Source organism: Streptomyces sp. NPDC059010 (assembly GCF_042740355.1).
GTDB lineage: Bacteria > Actinomycetota > Actinomycetes > Streptomycetales > Streptomycetaceae > Streptomyces.
In genome coordinates, this window is the sequence record NZ_JBHYJA010000014.1 from 77,788 (window position 1) to 96,828 (window position 19,041).

At 71.0% G+C, this 19,041-nt stretch carries 17 protein-coding genes; 8 read left to right on the forward strand and 9 right to left on the reverse strand.

What is annotated here, in order from left to right:
• Positions 1-127 precede the first annotated feature (127 nt).
• Complete coding sequence (locus ACFWYS_RS16990; RefSeq protein ID WP_384768726.1) at positions 128-1,696, reverse strand: M1 family metallopeptidase; 1,569 nt, start codon at positions 1,694-1,696, stop codon at positions 128-130.
• A gap of 232 nt (positions 1,697-1,928) precedes the next feature.
• On the opposite strand from ACFWYS_RS16990, the gene ACFWYS_RS16995 reads away from it, so the two are divergent.
• The gene (locus ACFWYS_RS16995) at positions 1,929-4,148 is read left to right on the forward strand and encodes an NADP-dependent isocitrate dehydrogenase (protein ID WP_384768729.1); all 2,220 of its coding nucleotides are present in this window, start codon (positions 1,929-1,931) and stop codon (positions 4,146-4,148) included.
• 78 nt (positions 4,149-4,226) lie between these two features.
• Here the strand turns inward: ACFWYS_RS16995 and ACFWYS_RS17000 are convergent, their stop codons facing one another.
• On the reverse strand, positions 4,227-5,327 hold the full coding sequence (locus tag ACFWYS_RS17000) for a DNA glycosylase AlkZ-like family protein (RefSeq protein ID WP_384768732.1): 1,101 nt from the start codon (positions 5,325-5,327) through the stop codon (positions 4,227-4,229).
• A complete protein-coding gene (locus ACFWYS_RS17005) occupies positions 5,320-6,087 on the reverse strand; it encodes a hypothetical protein (protein WP_384768735.1) in 768 nt (255 codons plus the stop codon). The genes ACFWYS_RS17000 and ACFWYS_RS17005 overlap by 8 nt, the downstream gene beginning before the upstream one ends.
• A 48-nt stretch (positions 6,088-6,135) precedes the next feature.
• On the opposite strand from ACFWYS_RS17005, the gene ACFWYS_RS17010 reads away from it, so the two are divergent.
• On the forward strand, positions 6,136-6,942 hold the full coding sequence (locus tag ACFWYS_RS17010; protein ID WP_384768738.1) for an N-formylglutamate amidohydrolase: 807 nt from the start codon (positions 6,136-6,138) through the stop codon (positions 6,940-6,942).
• 19 nt (positions 6,943-6,961) lie between these two features.
• Here ACFWYS_RS17010 and ACFWYS_RS17015 read toward each other — a convergent pair whose 3' ends face one another.
• The 3 genes from ACFWYS_RS17015 to ACFWYS_RS17025 are packed head-to-tail and all read right to left on the reverse strand — an operon-like array spanning position 6,962 to position 9,512.
• Positions 6,962-7,438 (reverse strand): hypothetical protein, encoded by a 477-nt coding sequence (locus tag ACFWYS_RS17015; RefSeq protein ID WP_384769115.1) that lies wholly within the window; start codon positions 7,436-7,438, stop codon positions 6,962-6,964.
• Between the two features lie 8 nt (positions 7,439-7,446).
• Complete coding sequence (locus ACFWYS_RS17020) at positions 7,447-8,022, reverse strand: RNA polymerase sigma factor (protein WP_384768741.1); 576 nt, start codon at positions 8,020-8,022, stop codon at positions 7,447-7,449.
• 59 nt (positions 8,023-8,081) lie between these two features.
• Entirely contained in the window at positions 8,082-9,512 is a 1,431-nt protein-coding gene (locus tag ACFWYS_RS17025) for a S8/S53 family peptidase (RefSeq protein WP_384768744.1), read from the reverse strand.
• A gap of 148 nt (positions 9,513-9,660) precedes the next feature.
• Between ACFWYS_RS17025 and ACFWYS_RS17030 the strand changes: the two genes are divergently transcribed.
• A complete protein-coding gene (locus ACFWYS_RS17030; protein ID WP_384769118.1) occupies positions 9,661-12,228 on the forward strand; it encodes a CHAT domain-containing protein in 2,568 nt (855 codons plus the stop codon).
• 148 nt (positions 12,229-12,376) lie between these two features.
• Here ACFWYS_RS17030 and ACFWYS_RS17035 read toward each other — a convergent pair whose 3' ends face one another.
• Positions 12,377-13,207, reverse strand: a complete 831-nt coding sequence (locus ACFWYS_RS17035) for a helix-turn-helix transcriptional regulator (RefSeq protein ID WP_384768747.1) — start codon at positions 13,205-13,207, stop codon at positions 12,377-12,379.
• 103 nt (positions 13,208-13,310) lie between these two features.
• On the opposite strand from ACFWYS_RS17035, the gene ACFWYS_RS17040 reads away from it, so the two are divergent.
• The 4 genes from ACFWYS_RS17040 to ACFWYS_RS17055 all read left to right on the forward strand — a co-directional run bounded on the left by ACFWYS_RS17040 (position 13,311) and on the right by ACFWYS_RS17055 (position 16,715).
• On the forward strand, positions 13,311-14,156 hold the full coding sequence (locus ACFWYS_RS17040) for an NAD(P)-dependent oxidoreductase (protein WP_384768750.1): 846 nt from the start codon (positions 13,311-13,313) through the stop codon (positions 14,154-14,156).
• A 37-nt stretch (positions 14,157-14,193) separates the two neighbouring features.
• Positions 14,194-14,607: a hypothetical protein gene (locus ACFWYS_RS17045; protein WP_384768753.1), complete on the forward strand. Its 414-nt coding sequence runs from the start codon at positions 14,194-14,196 to the stop codon at positions 14,605-14,607.
• Positions 14,604-15,530 (forward strand): alpha/beta hydrolase, encoded by a 927-nt coding sequence (locus ACFWYS_RS17050; protein WP_384768755.1) that lies wholly within the window; start codon positions 14,604-14,606, stop codon positions 15,528-15,530. The genes ACFWYS_RS17045 and ACFWYS_RS17050 overlap by 4 nt, the downstream gene beginning before the upstream one ends.
• A 141-nt stretch (positions 15,531-15,671) precedes the next feature.
• A complete protein-coding gene (locus ACFWYS_RS17055) occupies positions 15,672-16,715 on the forward strand; it encodes an SDR family oxidoreductase (RefSeq protein WP_384768759.1) in 1,044 nt (347 codons plus the stop codon).
• 182 nt (positions 16,716-16,897) lie between these two features.
• On the opposite strand, the gene ACFWYS_RS17060 is transcribed toward ACFWYS_RS17055, so the two are convergent.
• Positions 16,898-17,590 (reverse strand): metal-dependent transcriptional regulator, encoded by a 693-nt coding sequence (locus ACFWYS_RS17060; protein ID WP_384768762.1) that lies wholly within the window; start codon positions 17,588-17,590, stop codon positions 16,898-16,900.
• 8 nt (positions 17,591-17,598) lie between these two features.
• Complete coding sequence (locus tag ACFWYS_RS17065; protein WP_384768765.1) at positions 17,599-18,138, reverse strand: YbhB/YbcL family Raf kinase inhibitor-like protein; 540 nt, start codon at positions 18,136-18,138, stop codon at positions 17,599-17,601.
• A 152-nt stretch (positions 18,139-18,290) separates the two neighbouring features.
• Between ACFWYS_RS17065 and ACFWYS_RS17070 the strand changes: the two genes are divergently transcribed.
• Entirely contained in the window at positions 18,291-18,995 is a 705-nt protein-coding gene (locus tag ACFWYS_RS17070; protein ID WP_384768768.1) for a GntR family transcriptional regulator, read from the forward strand.
• The last annotated feature ends 46 nt before the right edge of the window (positions 18,996-19,041 follow it).

Sequence of the window (19,041 nt, forward strand, 5' to 3'; positions counted from 1 at the left end):
AACCCCCCGGCCCCCCCGCCCCCGCCCGCTACCCCCCCGGGCCGGGTGCCTCCCCCCCCCCCGCGCACCCCCGGGGGGGGCGCGGGGGCCCCCCCCCCCCCCCCTCGACTGACCTGCCCGGACTTCCCTACAGGGTGGCCGAGTTGTCGTGGGAGCGGCTGCGCCTGCGGCTGTGCGGCGCGGCGAGCGACGGGTTCACCGGCGTGACCGTCCAGTCCGGATGCCCCGGCATCCGCGGCGTCTTCGTGCCGTACAGCCAGTCCTGGAGGAATCCGGACAGATCCTGACCGGAGACCTCCGAGGCGACGGCGATGTAGTCGGCCGTCGATGCCGAGGAGTTGCGGTACCGGTCGAGGAAGGCTCGCTCCAGCGCGTTGAAGACGCTCTCGCCGACGAGGTTGCGCAGCGCGTACAGGACCAGCACGCCGCCCAGGTAGCGCTGGCCGTCGAACAGGTTCGCCTCGTTGGGCGCGGCGACCGGCCCGGAGTCGCGCCGCCACTGGTCGCCCTGGGCGTAGGTGTTCTTCATCCGGGCTTCCAGGGTGGTCAGGCCCAGGGAGTCCGGCCAGCCGCGCTCGTAGCGGTAGAGCAGCCCGTAGAAGTCGGCGTGGCCCTCGTTGATCCACAGGTCGGCCCAGTTGGCGGGGCTGACGCTGTTCCCGAAGTAGGAGTGGACCAGCTCGTGCATCATGTGCGAGCCGATCTTCGGCTCCGCCTGGAGCAGATAGTTCGGCTTGTAGATGGTAAGGGTCTGGCTCTCCAGGCCGGTGAAGTCGAAGGCGTTCGAGGCGTCGGAGTTGCAGGGCAGCAGACCGTACGTCTCGAAGGGGTAGGCCCCGAGCCGCGCCTCCAGCCACTCGACCAGGTTCGGCGTCAGCGCGAGCGCCGGTTCCAGTGCCTCGGCGCGCGCGACCGGGACGACGTCGCGCAGCGGGAGGCCGTGCGGGCCCTGCCGGTCCTTGATCACGTAGTCGCCGACCGTGATCTGCACCAGTTCGGTGGCCATGGGCTCGCGGGAGCGGTACGTGTACGCGGTACGGCCGTCGGAGAGGCTCTCGGTGCGTTCCAGCAGGCCGGAGGCCACGCCCCGCAGGTTGCCGGGGACGGTTATGCGGAACGTGAAGTCGGCCTTGTCGGAGGGGTGGTCGTTGCACGGGAAGACGGTGTGGGCCAGGTTCGGCTGGCAGCAGGCCGCGAACCCGTCCAGCGTGTCGACCCAGCCGGTGTGCGGCTGCGGGATACGGCGCGGGTCAGCCGAGTACTCGACGCACACGGTCACGTAGGACGTGTTCGGCAGCGTCCGTGCGGGCGTGATGCGCAGCTTCTCGGCCACCTGCTCGAACGTCGCCGTGCGGCCGCCGACGCGCACGGAGCGGATGTCGAGGCCGAGGGAGTCGAGGGAGAAGCGGGACAGCGCCTGGGTGGTGCGGATCCGCAGGGTCGCGGTGGCGTCGACCAGCCGCGTCGTGGCGTCGTAGGAGAAGTCGAGGTGGTAGGCCGAGACGCGGTAGCCGTCATTGCCGAGGGCCGGGTAGACGCTGTCACCGAGGGTCTCGGGACCCGGCGTGCCGGCGGTCTTGGCGGCCGACGTCCCCGTGCGCGTCGGTGCCGCGAGGGCGGAGGGAGCGGCGGTCAGGGCCGCCGCGGTGCCGATCAGGGCGGCCGCGGGGGCCGTCACTCGGGTGCGATATCTCATGGTCCGCTTTCGCTGGGGCGGCCGGGAGGTCAGGACCGGCCGCCGTGTCGGTGATCTCCCTACATGACTGTCGGAGCCGACGATCAGGTTGCACGGAGGGGGTTCTTCCTCTTGCGTGGATCCGAGATCTCGGCACACATCCCGCACCGCTGTGCGGACCCCTGTCGAGCCGAGGTCGATCACGAGATATCTTGATGTCGAGCAATGTTGCAGACGTGGAGCGGAGCACCCGGTGACTGACTCGACCATCATCTATACGCACACTGACGAGGCCCCGGCCCTGGCGACGTATTCCTTCCTGCCGGTGGTCCAGACGTACGCCTCGCAGGCGGGTGTCGCCGTGGAGACGCGTGACATCTCGCTGGCCGGCCGCATCATCGCGGTGTTCCCGGAGTACCTGACCGAGGACCAGCGCATCCCGGACGCCCTCACCGAGCTCGGTGAGCTCGCCAAGACGCCCGCGGCGAACATCATCAAGCTGCCGAACATCTCGGCGTCGATCCCGCAGCTCAAGGCGGCCATCGCCGAGCTCCAGGGCCAGGGCTACGCACTGCCGAACTACCCGGACGACCCGAAGACCGACGAGGAGCGGGACATCCAGGCCCGCTACGACAAGATCAAGGGTTCCGCCGTGAACCCGGTCCTGCGTGAGGGCAACTCCGACCGCCGCGCCCCCGCCTCGGTCAAGAACTACGCCAAGACCCACCCGCACCGCATGGGCGCCTGGTCCTCCGAGTCCAAGACCAACGTGGCGACCATGGGCCAGGACGACTTCCGCTCCACCGAGAAGTCCGCCGTGATCTCCGAGGCCGGCGCGCTCAAGATCGAGCACGTCGCCGCGGACGGCTCGACCACCGTGCTGCGCGAGTCCGTACCGGTCCTCGCCGGTGAGGTCGTCGACGCCTCCGTGATGCGGGTCGCCGCGCTGCGCGAGTTCCTGACCGCGCAGGTCGCCCGGGCCAAGACCGAGGGCGTGCTGTTCTCGGTGCACCTCAAGGCCACGATGATGAAGGTCTCCGACCCGATCGTCTTCGGCCACGTGGTGCGCGCCTTCTTCCCGAAGACCTTCGAGAAGTACGGCCAGGCGCTCGCCGCCGCCGGTCTGTCCCCGAACGACGGTCTGGGCGGCATCCTCAAGGGCCTGGACGCGCTGCCGAACGGCGCGGACATCAAGGCGTCCTTCGACGCGGAGATCGCCGAGGGCCCGGAGCTGGCCATGGTCGACTCCGACAAGGGCATCACCAACCTGCACGTGCCGTCCGACGTGATCGTCGACGCCTCGATGCCGGCCATGATCCGCACCTCCGGCCACATGTGGGGCCCCGACGGCCAGGAGGCCGACACCCTCGCGGTGCTGCCGGACTCCTCGTACGCCGGTGTCTACCAGGTCGTGGTCGACGACTGCCGCGCCAACGGCGCCTACGACCCCTCGACCATGGGCTCCGTCCCGAACGTCGGCCTGATGGCGCAGAAGGCCGAGGAGTACGGCTCCCACGACAAGACCTTCGAGATCAAGGCGGCCGGCACGGTCCGCCTGGTCGACCAGGCCGGCAACGTGGTCATCGAGCAGCCGGTCGCCCCCGGCGACATCTTCCGCGCCTGCCAGACCAAGGACGCCCCGATCAAGGACTGGGTGAAGCTGGCCGTCACCCGCGCCCGCGCCACCGGCGACCCGGCCGTGTTCTGGCTGGACGAGACCCGTGCGCACGACGCCAACCTGATCGCCAAGGTCAACGCCTACCTGCCGGAGCACGACACCGAGGGCCTGGACATCCGCATCCTGGCCCCGGTCGACGCCACCAAGCTGTCGGTGGAGCGCATCCGCCGCGGCGAGAACACCATCTCGGTCACGGGCAACGTCCTGCGTGACTACCTCACCGACCTCTTCCCCATCCTGGAGCTGGGCACCAGCGCCAAGATGCTGTCGGTCGTCCCGCTGATGGCGGGCGGCGGCCTGTTCGAGACGGGCGCCGGCGGTTCCGCGCCGAAGCACGTCCAGCAGCTCGTCAAGGAGAACTACCTGCGCTGGGACTCCCTCGGTGAGTTCTTCGCGCTGGTGCCGTCGCTTGAGCAGTACGCGACGGCCACCGGCAACACCCGCGCGCAGGTCCTCGCCGACACCCTGGACCGTGCCACGGCGACCTTCCTCAACGAGGACAAGTCCCCGACCCGTCGCGTCGGCGGCATCGACAACCGCGGCAGCCACTTCTTCCTGTCCCTGTACTGGGCGCAGGAGCTGGCCAAGCAGACCGACGACGCCGAGCTGGCGAAGGCCTTCGCCCCGCTCGCCGAGACGCTCACGACGAACGAGCAGAAGATCGTCGACGAGCTGATCGCCGTCCAGGGCAAGCCGGCCGAGATCGGCGGCTACTACCAGCCCGACCCGGCCAAGGCCGCCGCGGTCATGCGCCCGTCGGCCACGTGGAACGAGGCCCTCGCGTCCCTGAGCTGACGCACCCCGCTCCCAGGCTCCGCCCCGGCCGACACCACGTCTGCCGGGGCGGAGTCATGTCCCCCGCCGCACAGGCGCTCAGCCGGGCAGTACGAGCTCCAGCTCCAGCCAGCGGGCCAGGTCCTCGATCTCCCCGCCGATCTCCGCGCGCATGGTCTCGGTGAACGGCTCATCCTCGTGGAGTGCGTTCACCCGCAGCACTCCCGCCTTGCGGTCGGCGGCGGCGTCGAGCTTGCCCACCAGCCGGTCGCCGTACAGGACCGGCAGCGCGAAGTATCCCCAGCGGCGCTTGGCCGCGGGTTTGTACATCTCCAGCTGGTACTCGTACGCGAACAGCTCGGCGGTGCGCTTGCGGTCGTGCACAAGCCGGTCGAAGGGGGACAGCAGTGCCGCCCGTCCCGCGAACGGCCGCCCCAACTGGGCAGGATCGACACGCCACTTGCCCCGCACCCCCTCGACGACGGCCGCCTCACCGGCCTCCCCCACGTCCGCCGGCTCGACCTGGCACTCCGGGCCCCGCGCCCGGGCGATGCCCAACGCCCGCAGCCGCCGCTCGTCCCGGACGCGCAGCGCCTCCTCGACGGGCACCGCGGGGGCGTCGGGATACACCCGCTCGGCCAGATCCCACAGCCGGTCCCCGCCACTGCGCCCCGCCACGGCGACCTCACCCCGCTGCACCATCAGCTCCAGCAGCTTGGTGACATTGCGGTTGTTGCTCCAACCGCTGGACCTCCACGGCAGCTCGCAGGTGTCCGGAAGCGCACGGGACGGCAGCGGACCGGCGGCGCCGAGCCGCTCCAGAATGTCCCGGCGACAGACGTCATTGGCCCCCACCCACTTACGGTGATACTCCCGCCACGACGACGGTGTCCCCCGCTCCGGCCACTCGGCCATCTCCGCGCGGTACAGCGCGAGATCCTCACCGGGCCGGATCATCGCCTGCACCTCCACCAGCGCCCGGTCCGCCAGCGCGGCGGTCAGGTCGGCCGGCGAATACCCCGAGGAACCGAGCCTGCTCCACGCCACGAGGTCGGCATTGGGCGCGATCGCGGCGATCGGATCGACCTGCAGCAGGGTCAGCCGTCGTACGACCTCCAACAGCCCGCCCGGCGGGGAACCGTCCAGCAGCTGCGCGCGCACCGCGATACGTCGGGCATCGTCCCGGGAAAGCTCATGCACGGCGCACACGCCCCTCTCTGGCCTCCAGCCGGGCCCGCAGGTCCGTGTAGTCGTGGTCGGTGAACACACTCGGCAGTATGTCCAGCATGGCCGCCAGATCCCGGGCCGTGCCGGCGAATTCCTCGCTGTTCAGAGGGGCCTCGGTGAAGAGGTGCTGCCAGTCGAAGGTGCCCTTCGTGAGCCGCAGGGCCTCCATGTATGCGATGTAGTCGAGATCCATCTTCCAGAGGGTGTTCGTCCGGTGGTCGGAGAACCAGATCTCGGGGTTGCCGACGCCGGGTTGCAGGCGCATCGCGGCGAAGGAGCCCGTGCCGGTGAAAGGGCTGGAGTCGATGATGCGGAACCCGGAGGAAATCTCGCGCTGTTCGTCGGAGTAGAGCGGCGAGGTGAATTCGGGCGGATACTCGTGCACCGACAGCGGCAGGGGGCTGAGCCTGAACTCGCCTGCGAGGTCCTGCTCGGGCCGAACGGTCCGCCACAGGCAGCCCAGTTGCGAGAACCGGACGTACGCCTGACAGGGGCCGGGGTCGATTTCGATGCCTTCCCACTCGGCGAGGTCGTCGAAGGCCGAGTCCTCCGCCATCAGGTCGATGTCGTCCCGCACCTCATGCAGTACGTCGATCGCCGGGCTGTCGCGCAACTCGTCCAGGACTGCCAGCCAGCCCTGCTCATACGCGTTCGGCTCCTCTAGCTCCATTCCCCCGAACTCCTCCATTCCCCCGAACTCCTCCATTCCCCTGAACTCCCTCTCCGCTTGCATGCTGTGATGGTGCACCCTGCCACTGACAACGCCCCGGGAGCAGCCCTCATGACCTCTGCCGCGCCGTCGTTCGAACTGCTCCCGGGGGCCGGGGAATCGCCGGTGATCCTGCATGTGCCGCACTCGGCGCGGGAGCTGCCGCCCGAGGTGCGGGCGGGGATCGTGCTGGACGACTCGGCGCTGGAGCGGGAGCTGGACCACATCGTCGACGCGTACACCGCGGAGCTCGCGGAGGAGGCGGCCGGGGCGTCGGAGGTGACCCCGTGGCGGTTTGTGAACCGGCTGTCCCGGCTGGTCGTCGATCCGGAGCGGTTCCCGGACGAGCGGGAGGAGATGCTGGCCGTGGGGATGGGAGCCGTCTACACGCGAACCACGCATCTCGCGGAGCTCAGGCCCGCCGACACGGACCCGGGACCCCTCGTCGAACGGTACTTCCGGCCGTATGCGAAGGCCATGACGGAGGCCGTCGCCGACCGGCTCGCCGCCACCGGCCGGGCCGTGATCGTCGACGTCCACTCCTATCCGACCGCCCGGCTCCCCTACGAGCTGCACGGGGAGGGCCCGCGGCCGCCGGTCTGCCTGGGCACCGATCCCTTCCACACGCCGCCCGAGCTGCTCGCCGCGGCCCGGGAGGCGTTCGCGCCGTGCGGGGAGACGGGCCTGGACAGCCCGTTCAGCGGTACGTACGTCCCGTTGGAGTTCTACGGCAAGGAGCCCCGCGTCACCGCCCTGATGATCGAGATCCGTCGGGACACGTACATGGCGGAGCCGGGTGGTCCGGTCGGTCCCGGACTCACCCGGCTCGCACAGGCGTTGGCGGCGCTGGTGGGCGCCGCCTCCCTCACCGGCCTCTGACCGGGAAGGGCAGCGGGGGTCAGGCCCGCAGCCACTCCGTGACCACGACTTCCCCGCCGGTCCGCAGCCGCAGGGCGAACGGGCCGCTCGGCGGGGCGTCGCTGGTGAAGCGGCCCATGTCGTCGGCCAGGACCGGCGTGACCGTCTGCGGGCCGCCGAGCACCTCGATGCGGGCCTGCTGCGGAGGCAGCACCTGCCCCATCAGCCCCTGCGCCGTCACCTCCACGTCGACGGTCACCTCCCCCGCGCGGAAGGTCAGCATCCGCGGTACGTCCGTGGCCCCCCTGACCGGAATGGCGTCCTCCACCGAGTCGAAGGTCAACTCGGCGATCCGGGCGTCCAGGTCGTGCAGCGCGAACGCCTCGACGGCGATCTGCCGCAACTGGGCCGGCACGGGATCCAGGATCGCGGCGGCCTGGCGCAGCTCCTCCTCCAGCAGGTCGACATCGAACTCGTCGTCACCCAAGGACTGCTCACCCGTCGCGTCGTCGTGCATGTCGTCGTTCACAGCGCCCCCCGTGCGTCGAGTCGGGCCCGAAGCCGGCGCAGACAGCGCTGGCGCAGTGGCCCGATGCTGCCCACGGCGATGCCCAGTGCGGCGGACACCTCCTGGTAGCTGGGCGGCGGCGAGGCCATCAGCACGCGCAGCAACTCGCGGCAGCGTTCGCCGAGTTCCTCGAACTCCTGCCACATCCAGCGGATGCGCTCGGTCTCGGCGGCCGCCTCCTCCGAGTCCAGGAGCGACTGTTCCGGCGTACGGTCCTCGCTGACCCGGTCGAGCAGCTGCGGATCGTTCGTCACGGTCAGCCGCCTTAAGCTCTTGAGCACCTTCAGGCACTCGTGCCGCGCGGTGCTCGCGAGCCATGAGCCGGTCTTCTCGGGTTCCCGGATGCGCCCGAGGTGCTGGGCGAAGCGGAACCAGACGGTCTGGTACACCTCATGGGCGTCGGCATCACTGAGCCGGTGCGCGCGCACGACGGACCACACCAGTGGGCTCAGCCCCTCCACGAGCGCCTTCCAGGCCGCCGCGTCGCCGTCGACGGCGGACTGGACCAGCGCACCGACATCTGCTCGGTCCACAGCCCCACCCCTCGTGTACGGCAAGTCATCGTACGCCGCGGAGGGGACGGTTCCGACCCTCATGACCGAGGAGCCGGGGACTGGACGGAGACAGGGCGCCAGGTCGGGGGGTGAAGTGCCGGAACGTGCGCCCCCCGCACCTCCGCGAACCCGGAGTTCGCCGCGAGCATCTTGTACCGGGCGACCCGCGGGTCGCTCTCCTGCTGCGCGGTCATATGGGCGGCGATCATGCCGGCGACGAGCGGCGTGGCGAACGAGGTGCCGCTCCAGTGCGCGAACCCCTCGAACATCACCTGGTCGGGCTTGGTGGCGCCGCCCTCCTCGCTCAACAGGCCGGTGTGGCGCGGGGACTGGCAGGTGCAGGCATAGCCGAAGCCGTACCGGCACGCGTCGTAGGTGGAGTGCTGGTAGATGTACGGCACGGGCGCGTCGAAGCCGGTGAGGACGCTGGTGAGGCGCTCGCCGGGCGCGTACACCTTGACCCAGCCGCCGTGGTTGCTGAAGCAGGCGCCGTACTCGCCGTCGCCGCGCAGCGCGCCGACCGACAGCACGGTGTCCTGGTAGTCGGGCAGGTCGGCGTAGGCGGCGGGCCAGAACGGCGTGGCGCTGCCGTTGTTGCCGGCCGCGGCGACGAGCAGGGTGCGCTGTTCGCGCAGCTCCCGCATGAAGGCCTCGATGCCGATGAGGCCGTCGGTGCGGCCGTTGGAGGTGCCCGCGGAAAGGCTCAGGATGTCGGGCCAGCCGCCCGCGTCGACGGCCTCGAACAGCTTCTCGCCGAACTCGGACTCCAGGATGGCGCCCGCGTCGTTCAGGGAGTTGCGGACCGTGATGGTCGTGTTGGGCGCGACCGAGGCGAGGAGCCCGGCGATGAACGTGCCGTGGCCGACGTACTGCTGGAGGACGCCGTCGTCGTCGCACTCCTTGACCTGCGGGTCGCCGCCGGTGTGGGCGAGCAGTGCGGCGGACCGGAAGTCGTGCATGAGCCCGGTGTCGACGACGAGGACGCCGACGGCGCTGCCCTCGTCGTAAGTACCCTCGGCGGCCGTGGGGTTGAGTCCCTCGGCCTGCGCGACGGGCACGGGCTCGTCGCCGGGACAGGAGTTCACCGCGATCGACACCAGGTGGTTGCGGCTGACCAGCCGGCGTCCGGCCCGGCCCTCCGTCTCGCGCAGGGCGCGCAGGGCGTGTGCGACGGGTCGGTCGCCGCGCCGGTCGCCCTCGCCGGGGTCGCCGACCTGGATGCGGGTGATGCCCGAGCGGTTGGTCTGCGGGCTCGCGCGCCGCACGTGGTCCTGGACCAGGTCGGGCTCGGCGGTGAAGTGGGCCCGTACGGTGTCCTCGACGAGAGTGGCGTCGTCGCCGTCGCGGACCAGTACGTAGCCCTTCTCGTAGATGAACTCCGCCGAGTCGTCCGGTCCCATCGCTAGGGGGACGTCGGACATGGAGCGTTGGATCTGCTCGAACTGCTCGTGGAATCGCTGTGGTGCCATGGCGGGTCCTCCCCCTGAGGCGACGTTCGTCAGTCAGAGCCGTGCGGTCGCTGATTGATACAGCGCCAAACCGGTGTGGCACGGTTCCGGGGCAACTACCATCCGTTGAGTGACAGCGGGAAGCGACTCGGTTCTCGAACTGCTGCCGATGGTGTTCGCCGCCCCCAACGACGCGCTGGCGAGGGCGGAAGGGGTGCTCGACGCCGATCCGTCGCCGTGGCATGCCTCCGTCGCCCACCAGGTGATCGGCATCTGGCAGCGGGACTGGGGCGACATGCGTATCGCCCTGTATCACCTGCGGCGTGCCCGGGATCTCGCGGCACGCGCGGATTCGGCCGACCGCGAGGCGGACGCCCTTGCGGCGCTCGGGGTCGCATTGGTGCATTCGGGGCGCACACAGCAGGGGCTGGCCGCGCTGGAGCGCGGGATCGTGCGCGGCAGCGGACACACCCGCGCCCGGGTGCTGTTCCGCCGCGCGTACGCACGCTGGGTCCTGGGCCACCACCGGGAGGCGCTGGAGGACGTACGCAAGGCGATACCCGTGCTGCGGCAGGCGGATGACGTCATCTGGACGGCGCGGGCGCTGACCCTGCGCGCGACCGTGCATCTGGCGCTCGGCGCGGTGGACCGCGCGGACGCCGACTTCACGGCGGCGGAGACGCTGTGGGACACCACGGGCCAGGAGCACGACAAGGCCGACGCGGTGGAGAGCCGGGGGCTCGCGGCGTTCCGGTCGGGCGACATCCCGGCGGCGCTGCGGCTGCTCGACGAGGCCGAGGAGCGGTACGCCAAGCTCGGCACACCCACCTTCATGCTCAACATCCGGCGCTGCGAGGTGCTGATGGCCGCCGGGCTGGCCCCGGAGGCGCTGGCCGAGGCCGACGCGGCGATCGCCGTGCTCGACGGCATCGGCGGCCAGTCCACCCGCAAGGCCGAACTGCTGCTGGCCGCCGCGACCGCGGCCCGGCTGGCGGGCGAGGCGCACACCGCGATCGCCCGCGCCGACATGGCCGTACGGCTGTTCACCGGGCAGCGGCGTACCTGGTGGGAGACGCATGCCCGGCTGGTGCTGATCGAGGCGCGGGTCGCGGCAGGGCGCAGTTCGGGGCGGCTGGTCGCGGACGCGGCCGCGGTGGCGGAACGGCTGGCCTTCTTCGGCGCGCCGGCCGCGCCGGAGGCCTCGCTGCTCGCGGGCCGGATCGCGCTCACCCTGGGCTGGCGGGCCGACGCCGAGCAGCACCTGGCCGTGGCCGCCCGCAGCCGGCGCAGCGGGCCGCCGCTGGCGCGGATGACGGGCTGGGCGGCGCAGGCGCTGCGGGCCCGGGCGGCAGGGTCGGGGCGGGGCGTCCTGGAGGCCTGCCGGCGTGGCCTGGACGTGCTCGACGACCACCGGATGACGCTGGGCGCCTCGGAGCTGCGCGCGCGTGCCACCGCACAGGGCTCGGAACTCGCGGCGCTGGCCCAGCAGGCCAGTCTCGACTCCGGAAGTCCGCGGCGGCTGCTGGTGTGGAGCGAGCGCTGGCGGGCCACCGCGCTGTCGACGCCGCCGACCCGCCCGCCGGCCGACCCCGAGCTGCAGAGCGGCCTGACCGCGTTCCGGGAGATCGCGGCCCGCGCGGAGGCCGCCCGTATGGAGGCGCGGCCGGTGCCGGTGCTGGAGCGCGAACAGCGGCGCCTGGAGCGGGAGATCCGCTCCCGGACGCTGCACATGCGCGGCGACACGCCCGGCGACGGCGACCGCTTCGACCCGATCCGGCTGCTGCGGCGGCTCGGCGACGACATACGGCTGGCCGAACTCGCCGTGCTGGACGGGCGGGTTCAGGTCCTGCTGTGCGGGCAGGGCCGGGTGCGCCGGTACGAGGCGGGGCTGCTGGCCGAGGCGGAGACCGAGGCGGAGCATGTCCAGGCCGGGCTGCGGCGTCTGGCCCATCCGGGTGCGGATGCCCGGCTGCCCATCGTGGAGGCCGCGGGGCGGCGCCTGGAGGAGCTGCTGCTCGGTCCTGCGGCGGCGCACCTGGGCGACGGCCCCGTCGTGGTCGTACCGCCCGCCCGGCTGCACCGGGTGCCGTGGGCGCTGCTGCCGTCGCTGCGGGAGCGGGTGCTCAGTGTGTCGCCGTCGGCGAGCGGCTGGCTGCGCGCCCGGGAGACCGAGCCGCCGCCGGGCGGGCGCCATGTGCTGGTGCGCGGGCCGGGGCTGGCGACCGGCGGTGCGGAGGTGCCGCATCTGGCCTGCCGGTACGACGGTGCGGTGGTCCTGGAACACGCCGACGCGCGCGTGCCGCGCGTGCTGGAGGAACTCGACGGCGCCGAACTGGCCCATATCGCGGCCCACGGCACGTTCCGCGCAGACAGCCCGCTGTTCTCGTCGCTGCGGATGGCCGACGGGCCGATCGTGGTCCATGACTTCGAGCGCCTGGACCGCAGCCCGTACCGGATCATCCTGTCCTGCTGCGACACCGCCCGCTTCGCGTCCGTCGGCGCCGACGAACTGCTCGGTCTGGTCACCGCCCTGCTGCCGCTCGGCACGGCGGGAGTGGTGGCGTGCACGGCACCCGTCAACGACGCCGCGGTGGTGCCGCTGATGCTCGCGCTGCACAAGGGGCTCAGCGACGGCCTCTCCCTGGCGGAGGCCCTGCGCGACGCCCGGGCGGCACTGCCGGGCGACGCGCTCCACCAGGCGACGGGGTGGGCGTTCTCGGCGTTCGGGGCGGCGTGAGGGTGCGCCGGGCATGAACTGGTTCCCGGAGGGCGGGAGCGGACATCTGACGGCGGCGCCCCGGGGTTGTCGAACAGCCGAAGGGCGAACGTGCTGCAACCTGCCAAGGTCGGCCGGAAGCATTGAGTAACGGCCGACGGATTGTCTTCTATCCGGTGAGTGCCTGGGTCCCTATGACGGCGAGGAGCACGAGGCGTTCGTCGTCCTGGCTGCCGGGTTCGGCGGTGTAGATCATGATGCGCAGGTCGTCGCCGGCGACGACGAGTACGTCGCAGTCCAGCGTGAGAGCGCCGACGTGAGGGTGGTCGATGGTCTTGCGGGCAGACTGGTGCTGGCCGACGGCACCGGATTCCCAGAGGTCGTCGAACTCGGCGCTTTTGGCGCGCAGTTGGGAGATGAGCTGCTGCAGTCGCTGATCGGCCGGGTAGCGGCCTGCTGTTCTGCGCAGGTCGGCGACCTGCGCAGCACGTAGTGCGCCCAGCGACTCGGGGGTGTGACGTACGCGGGTGCCGGTGCCGAGGAAGTTGCGCCACACGGCATTGAGATCGTTGCCATGCCATTCCCCCATCAGCGCCGTGTACAGGGGATTGGCGAGCAGCTGGGTCCATGCGGCGTCGAAGACCACGACGGGGGTGCCGACGAGCCGGTCCAGCATCCGCTGGACGCTGGGTGTGACGTACGCCGGGACCCTCGCCGGGCCCGGGGGGACGAGCCCGGCGAGTTGGAAGAGGTGGGCACGCCCTCCGCCGGTGAGCCGCAGGGCCCGGGCGAGGGCCTCGACGACCTGCGCGGAGGGGTTGACGGCCCGGCCCTGTTCGAGGCGGGTGACGTAGTCGACGGAGATGCCCGCCAGCTGGGCCAGCTCTTCGCGCCGCAGCCCCGCGGCGCGCCGGCGGCCGCCTGTGGGAAGACCCGCCGTCTCGGGTGAGACCTGGTCACGCCACCGCCGCAGGGCTGCGCCGAGTTCTGTCGTTGCCATACCGGACAGTCTGGCCTACGTGTCACAAGGCGCGCCTGGTACCGGCAGTCCTATGAAAGCAGGTCTACTGCCTGTTTCTGTGTCCTGTGCCCATCGTGGAGGCATGACAGCGACAGGAACATCTGCCGCCCCCGCAGTGGGCTGGATCGGCCTGGGCGACCAGGGCCTGCCCATGGCGAGGGCCATCGCCGAAGCCGGATTCCCTCTGCACGCCTGGGCCCGGCGGCCCGTTTCCCTGGACGGGCTGAGCGGTGTGCCGCACGTCCGCCACCACGACATCAATGACCTGGCAGCGGCAAGCGACATCGTCGCCCTGTGCGTCGCCACGGATGAGGACGTCCTGCACCTGGCCGAGCAGCTGTTGGACGTGCTGCGTGCGGGGGCGGTCGTCGTCAATCACGGCACGGGCCTGCCCAGCGCCGCCGTGCGGCTGACCGAGATGTGCGCCACGGCCGGCGTCGAGGTCCTGGACGCCCCGGTCAGCGGCGGCAGGCCGGCCGCTGAAGAGCACCGGCTGACCACCATGGTCGGCGGGCCGCAGCCGGTGGCCGAGCGGTGCGAGAAGGTCTTCGCCTCCTTCTCCCGCCACGTCGTCCACCTCGGCTCCGCAGGGGCCGGGCAGACGGCGAAGCTGTTCAACAACGTGCTGCTGATGCTGAACCAGGCCGCCATCGTGGACATCGTCGACCTGGCCACCCAGCTGAAGCTGAACGTGCCCCAGCTGATCGAGGTGCTGAAACTGGGCAGCGCCTCCAGCGCCGCCCTGGCCTTGCTGAACACCATGGTCACCCCCGACACCGTCGAGCACCTCTCCTCATTCGAGGCGCTGGACATGGAGTTGTTCGACCAGGCCATGGGCGAGGCGGGTATCGACTGCGCCACTGTCACCGCACGGGGACTCGCCGGCGCCCGCGCGCTGCCCGACCTCTTGGGCCGGCTCAACCCTTGAATTCCGCGGCGTCGGCTTCGTCCGTGCTACCCGAGACATGGCCGGCCGCGGCGATCTTGCGGTCCACCGCCTGGGCCCGCAGACCGTGCGTATCGATCGGGACCGCGCGCTGGTGGAGCTGCCGCTGGTCATCGAGCGGCGTATCGATGTCGGTCTCGACGGGGTCGAGGCCGACATTGCTTCCGCCTGCCGCTCGCAGTACCGGGCCCAGTACGGGGCTGACGGGGTGTGGCGAATCGTGCGGATCACGTCGATCTACGAGAAGGACTCCCTCACCCCGGCCCTGCCCAACACCCGCCTGGACATCGACCCGCAGGTCCGCAGGGGCTACCAGGTCGGCGACGACCGGCCCGAAGCCGTCCAGGCCCAGTACCGGAACGAAATGACCTGGCTCCATGAGAGCCGCACCCCGGTCGCCACGACCGGCAGCCGAAAGGAGCTATCCGCATGAGCAGGGAACAGCGCGTCCGGGTCGACGCGTTGCTGAGGCAGCCCCGCCCCGCGGGCCCGCAGTCGGTCGAGGCGTTCAGAGACCGATTCGGGTTGACGATGGCCCAGATGATCGTGCCGGACGGCATTCGCACCACGCGGACGACGCTCGGCGACCGACCCGCACTGCACGTCGCGCCGGACAACAACCCGCGCCCCGGGACGATCCTGTACTTCCACGGCGGCGGCTGGGTGGCCGGCTCCCCGGAGACCGCGCTGTCGATGACGGGCCACCTCGTGGCCAAAACCGGGTTCACGTCGCACTCGCTGGACTACCGGCTGGCCCCCGAGCACCCGTTCCCGGCCGCGATCGACGACGCAGTGGGCGCCTACCGCGCCCTCCTCGACAGCGGACAGGACCCTTCGGCCATCGCATTCGCCGGGGACTCCGCCGGCGGCGCCCTCACCGTCACCACCTGCCTCGCCGCCCGCGACGCAGGGCTCGCGATGCCCGCCGCGATCGTGGCCTTCTCCCCCTCCCTGGACGCCACCGGGTCGGGCGAGAGCATGGACACCAAGGCAGGTATCGACCCGATCTTCACTCGCGAGTACCTCAAGGAAACCATCGCGCCCCTGTACCTCGCGGATCAGGACCCATGCCAGCCGATGGTGAGCCCGGCCCTGTCCGCCGACCTGACCGGCTTCCCGCCGATGCTCCTGCAGGCGGGCACGAACGAGGTCCTGCTGGACGATTCGACCCGCATGGCCGCCCGCGCCCGCACCGCCGGCGTGAGCGTGATCCTCGACATCACCGCCGACGTGCCCCACGTGTTCCAGTGCTTCGCCGGCGTTCTCGACGAGGCCGACGCGGCACTGGAGCGCGCAGCCCTCTTCCTTACCCAGCACGTCCGCAGCACCGAACCGGCGGCCGTGCCAGCGCGGTAAGGCCCGGAGCCGCCCGGCCCTGAAGCGGGCGCGCTCCGCTCCGGGCCGCTGGATGGCCCGAGCAGTTGTCAACGGCCCAGTGAGCTGGGCGAGCAAGGAAGGAAGACAGATGATCACCACACGTCCCCATGGGGTGCGGATATGACCGCGCCGCAGTCTCGCGTCCTCGTCACCGGCGGGTCCGGCTTCATCGCCGGACACTGCATTCTCCAACTGCTGGAGCAGGGATACCGGGTGCGCACGACCGTGCGCTCCCTCGGGCGCGAGTCCGAGGTCCGCACGCAGCTCAGCGAAGCCGGGATGGTGAACGGCGGCGCGTTGAGTTTCGTGGCGGCGGACCTCACGAGTGACGCAGGGTGGGCCGACGCCGTCGCCGAGTGCGACTTTGTCCTGCATGTGGCCTCTCCGGTGCAGGTGGAGCATGTCGAGAACGAGGACGATGTCATCGTTCCGGCCCGTGAAGGCACTCTGCGCGTGCTGCGCGCAGCACGCGACGCCGGTGTCAAACGGGTTGTCCTCACCTCCGCGTTCCACGCGGTCGCCTACGGGTACCCGCGCACCGACCACCAGTTCACCGAGGAGGACTGGAGCGTCCTCGACGGGCCCGGTGCCACCGCGTACACCAAGAGCAAGACGCTCTCCGAGCTTGCCGCGTGGGATTTCATCGGCGCCGAGGGCGGTTCGACCGAACTCGTCACGATCCTTCCCGTCGCCGTCATGGGACCCGTGATGGGCAAGGCGATCTCGGGATCGAACCACCTCATTCAGCGAATCCTCGACGGGGCGATGCCCGGCTATCCCGATCTGTGGATCCCGATCGTCGACGTACGCGATGTGGCAAGCGCGCACCTGTTGGCCATGACCACCCCTGAAGCTGCTGGTCAGCGCTTCCTCACCGCCGGCGGACCAGCGATCTCGATGAAAGAGATCGGCGCCGTCCTCAGAGCCCACTTCGGTGACGCAGCCAAGCACGTGCCGGCCCGGTCCATCCCCAGCGCCGTGATCCGCATGGTTTCCCTCTTCAACAAGGAGCTCCGTCCGCTCGTGCCCGACCTCGGCTTCGCCAGGCAGACGACCAGCGCAAAAGCCCAGCAGCTGCTGGGATGGCACCCCCGCACTGGTCCCGAGGCCGCCGTCCTCGCCACCGCCGAGAGCCTGATCAGGAAAGAACTCGTGAAAGCGTGACCTGGCGACATACGCAGCGAGTCGCCGTCTGACCGACACTCTTGACGGAAGTCATCCGCCCACCTCCAGCCCACGCACCCCAGCCCCACGACCAGCAACTTCCGTGCGGGCGGACGTGGGACCGGCAACAGCGGGGTCGGGCCGCGCCGTTCGGTGGGGGAGATGGCCGGCGCGGGCTGGGCTCAGCGCTTGGCCACGAAGATGTGCGCGGCATTCCGCGTGGGGAGTTCAGCGGCCTCCCCGCCGCTGCCGACCATCACGCCGCCGGGCAAGGACGTCACGCTCACGACCGCGCCGGGCTGCACTCCGGCGCTCCGCAGGATGTACATCAGCCGGGGGTCGGTCTGAATCTGCTCCCCGATGCGCCGTACGACCGCACTCACGCCGTTCGGCCCGGGCTCCAGGTCGCTGAGGCTGACCGTGCTCTCGCCGAGGAACGGATCCACCGTGCTCTTCCCTCCGAGCTCCTCCAGGCCCGGGATCGGGTTGCCGTAGGGGGACTGCGTCGGGTGCCGCAGCAGCTCAAGGAGCCGGCGTTCGACGGCCTCGCTCATCACGTGCTCCCAGCGGCAGGCTTCGGCGTGGACCCGCTCCCACTCCAGGCCGATGACGTCGACGAGCAGGCACTCCGCGAGGCGGTGCTTGCGCATCACGCGGGTCGCTAGGCGGCGGCCCTCGTCGGCCAGTTCCAGGTGCCGGTCGTCGGCGACGGACACCAGACCGTCCCGTTCCATCCGTGCCACCGTCTGGCTGACCGTCGGGCCGCTCTGGTTCAGGCGCTCGGCGATGCGGGCGCGCAGGGGGACCACGCCTTCCTCCTCCAGCTCCAGGATGGTGCGCAGATACATCTCCGTGGTGTCGATGAGTTCGGACATGCTGCTCGTCAGGCGGGGGTTTCGGCGGTGGCCGTCAGGACCGCGCGGCCGAGGATGTGGCCGGCCACGGTGAAGCCGAGGGCGGCCGGAGTGGCGTCGGCCGCAACGCCGATGGAGGCGACATCGAGAGCGTGCACCACGATGAAGTAGCGGTGAGGGCCGTGCCCGGCCGGCGGGGCGGCACCGATGAAGCGGGCGGCACGGGCGTCGTTGGGCAGCTGGAAGGCTCCCTCGGGCAGGCCCGAGCCGGTGTCGTCGCCGGCGCCCTCGGGCAGCTCGGTGACGGTGGCGGGGATGTCGGCGACCGCCCAGTGCCAGAAACCGGACCCAGTGGGGGCGTCGGGGTCGTAGACGGTGACGGCATAGCTCTTGGTGCCTTCCGGGGCGCCGCTCCAGGACAGCTGCGGGGAGACGTCCTTCCCGCCCGGGACGCCGAAGATGCCGGAGAACTGCTCGGGCGACCATGCGGCGCCGTCGCTGACGGTGGTGCTGGTGACGGTGAAGGAAGCCGCCTCGGGGAGGCGGGCGAAGGGGTCGTTGGCGCTCATCGCGTCGTTCCTTTCATGTCGTGCTGTGAGGTGGCGGCCGACGGAGGCCATGCAGCGTTCGGCGCGTAGCGGTACCGCCGTCACCTTCCATCGGTCGCCATCGACTATAACACCGATAATCGATTATTTGTGGGATCGTCTATGCTGGAGTCATGACCCAGACCGCCCACACCCCGACTTCGCCGGGGAAGCAGATGCTCTCCGAGCAGGTCTACGCACACCTGCGGGACTCGATCATGCGCGGGGACCACTCTCCTGGTGACGCCCTCAAACCGCAGGACCTCGCCAAGGAACAGGGCGTGAGCCTGGCCGTCGTGCGCGAGGCGCTCGTGCGGTTGGTCGGCGAAGGCTTCGCCGACCGGCTGCCCAACCGAGGCTTCGCCGTCCCGGCCTTCTCCGACGGACGCTGGCAGGAGATCGCGGAGGCTCGCCGGACCATAGAACCGGTCGTGCTGCGCATGTCCGTCGAGCGCGGCGACATCGACTGGGAGGCCCGCGTACGAGCCGCCCACCACCGTCTGGCCCGCACTCCGGCGTACGCGCCGGACGAGGGCGAGTACTACAGCGACGCATGGTCCGAAGCCCACCGGGTCTTCCACCGCACCCTGCTGGAGGGCTGCGGCAACCCCGTCCTGCTGGAGACCTTCGACCGGATGTGGACCGCGAGCGAGCTGGCCCGCCGCTGGTCGGCGCACCGCACCCCCGACCGGGACCACGTTGGCGAGCACCGCCGGCTGGAGGAGGCGGCGCTGGCCCGCGATGCCGACACCGCGGCCGAGGTACTGGCCCAGCACCTCACCCTGACCGCGGCCGGACTGACCGGCTGCACCCACCACGAACCCGCGAAGGAAGCCTGATCGCCTCGCGACGACCCGATGAGTGCCGACCCGTCGGCCTCGGCCC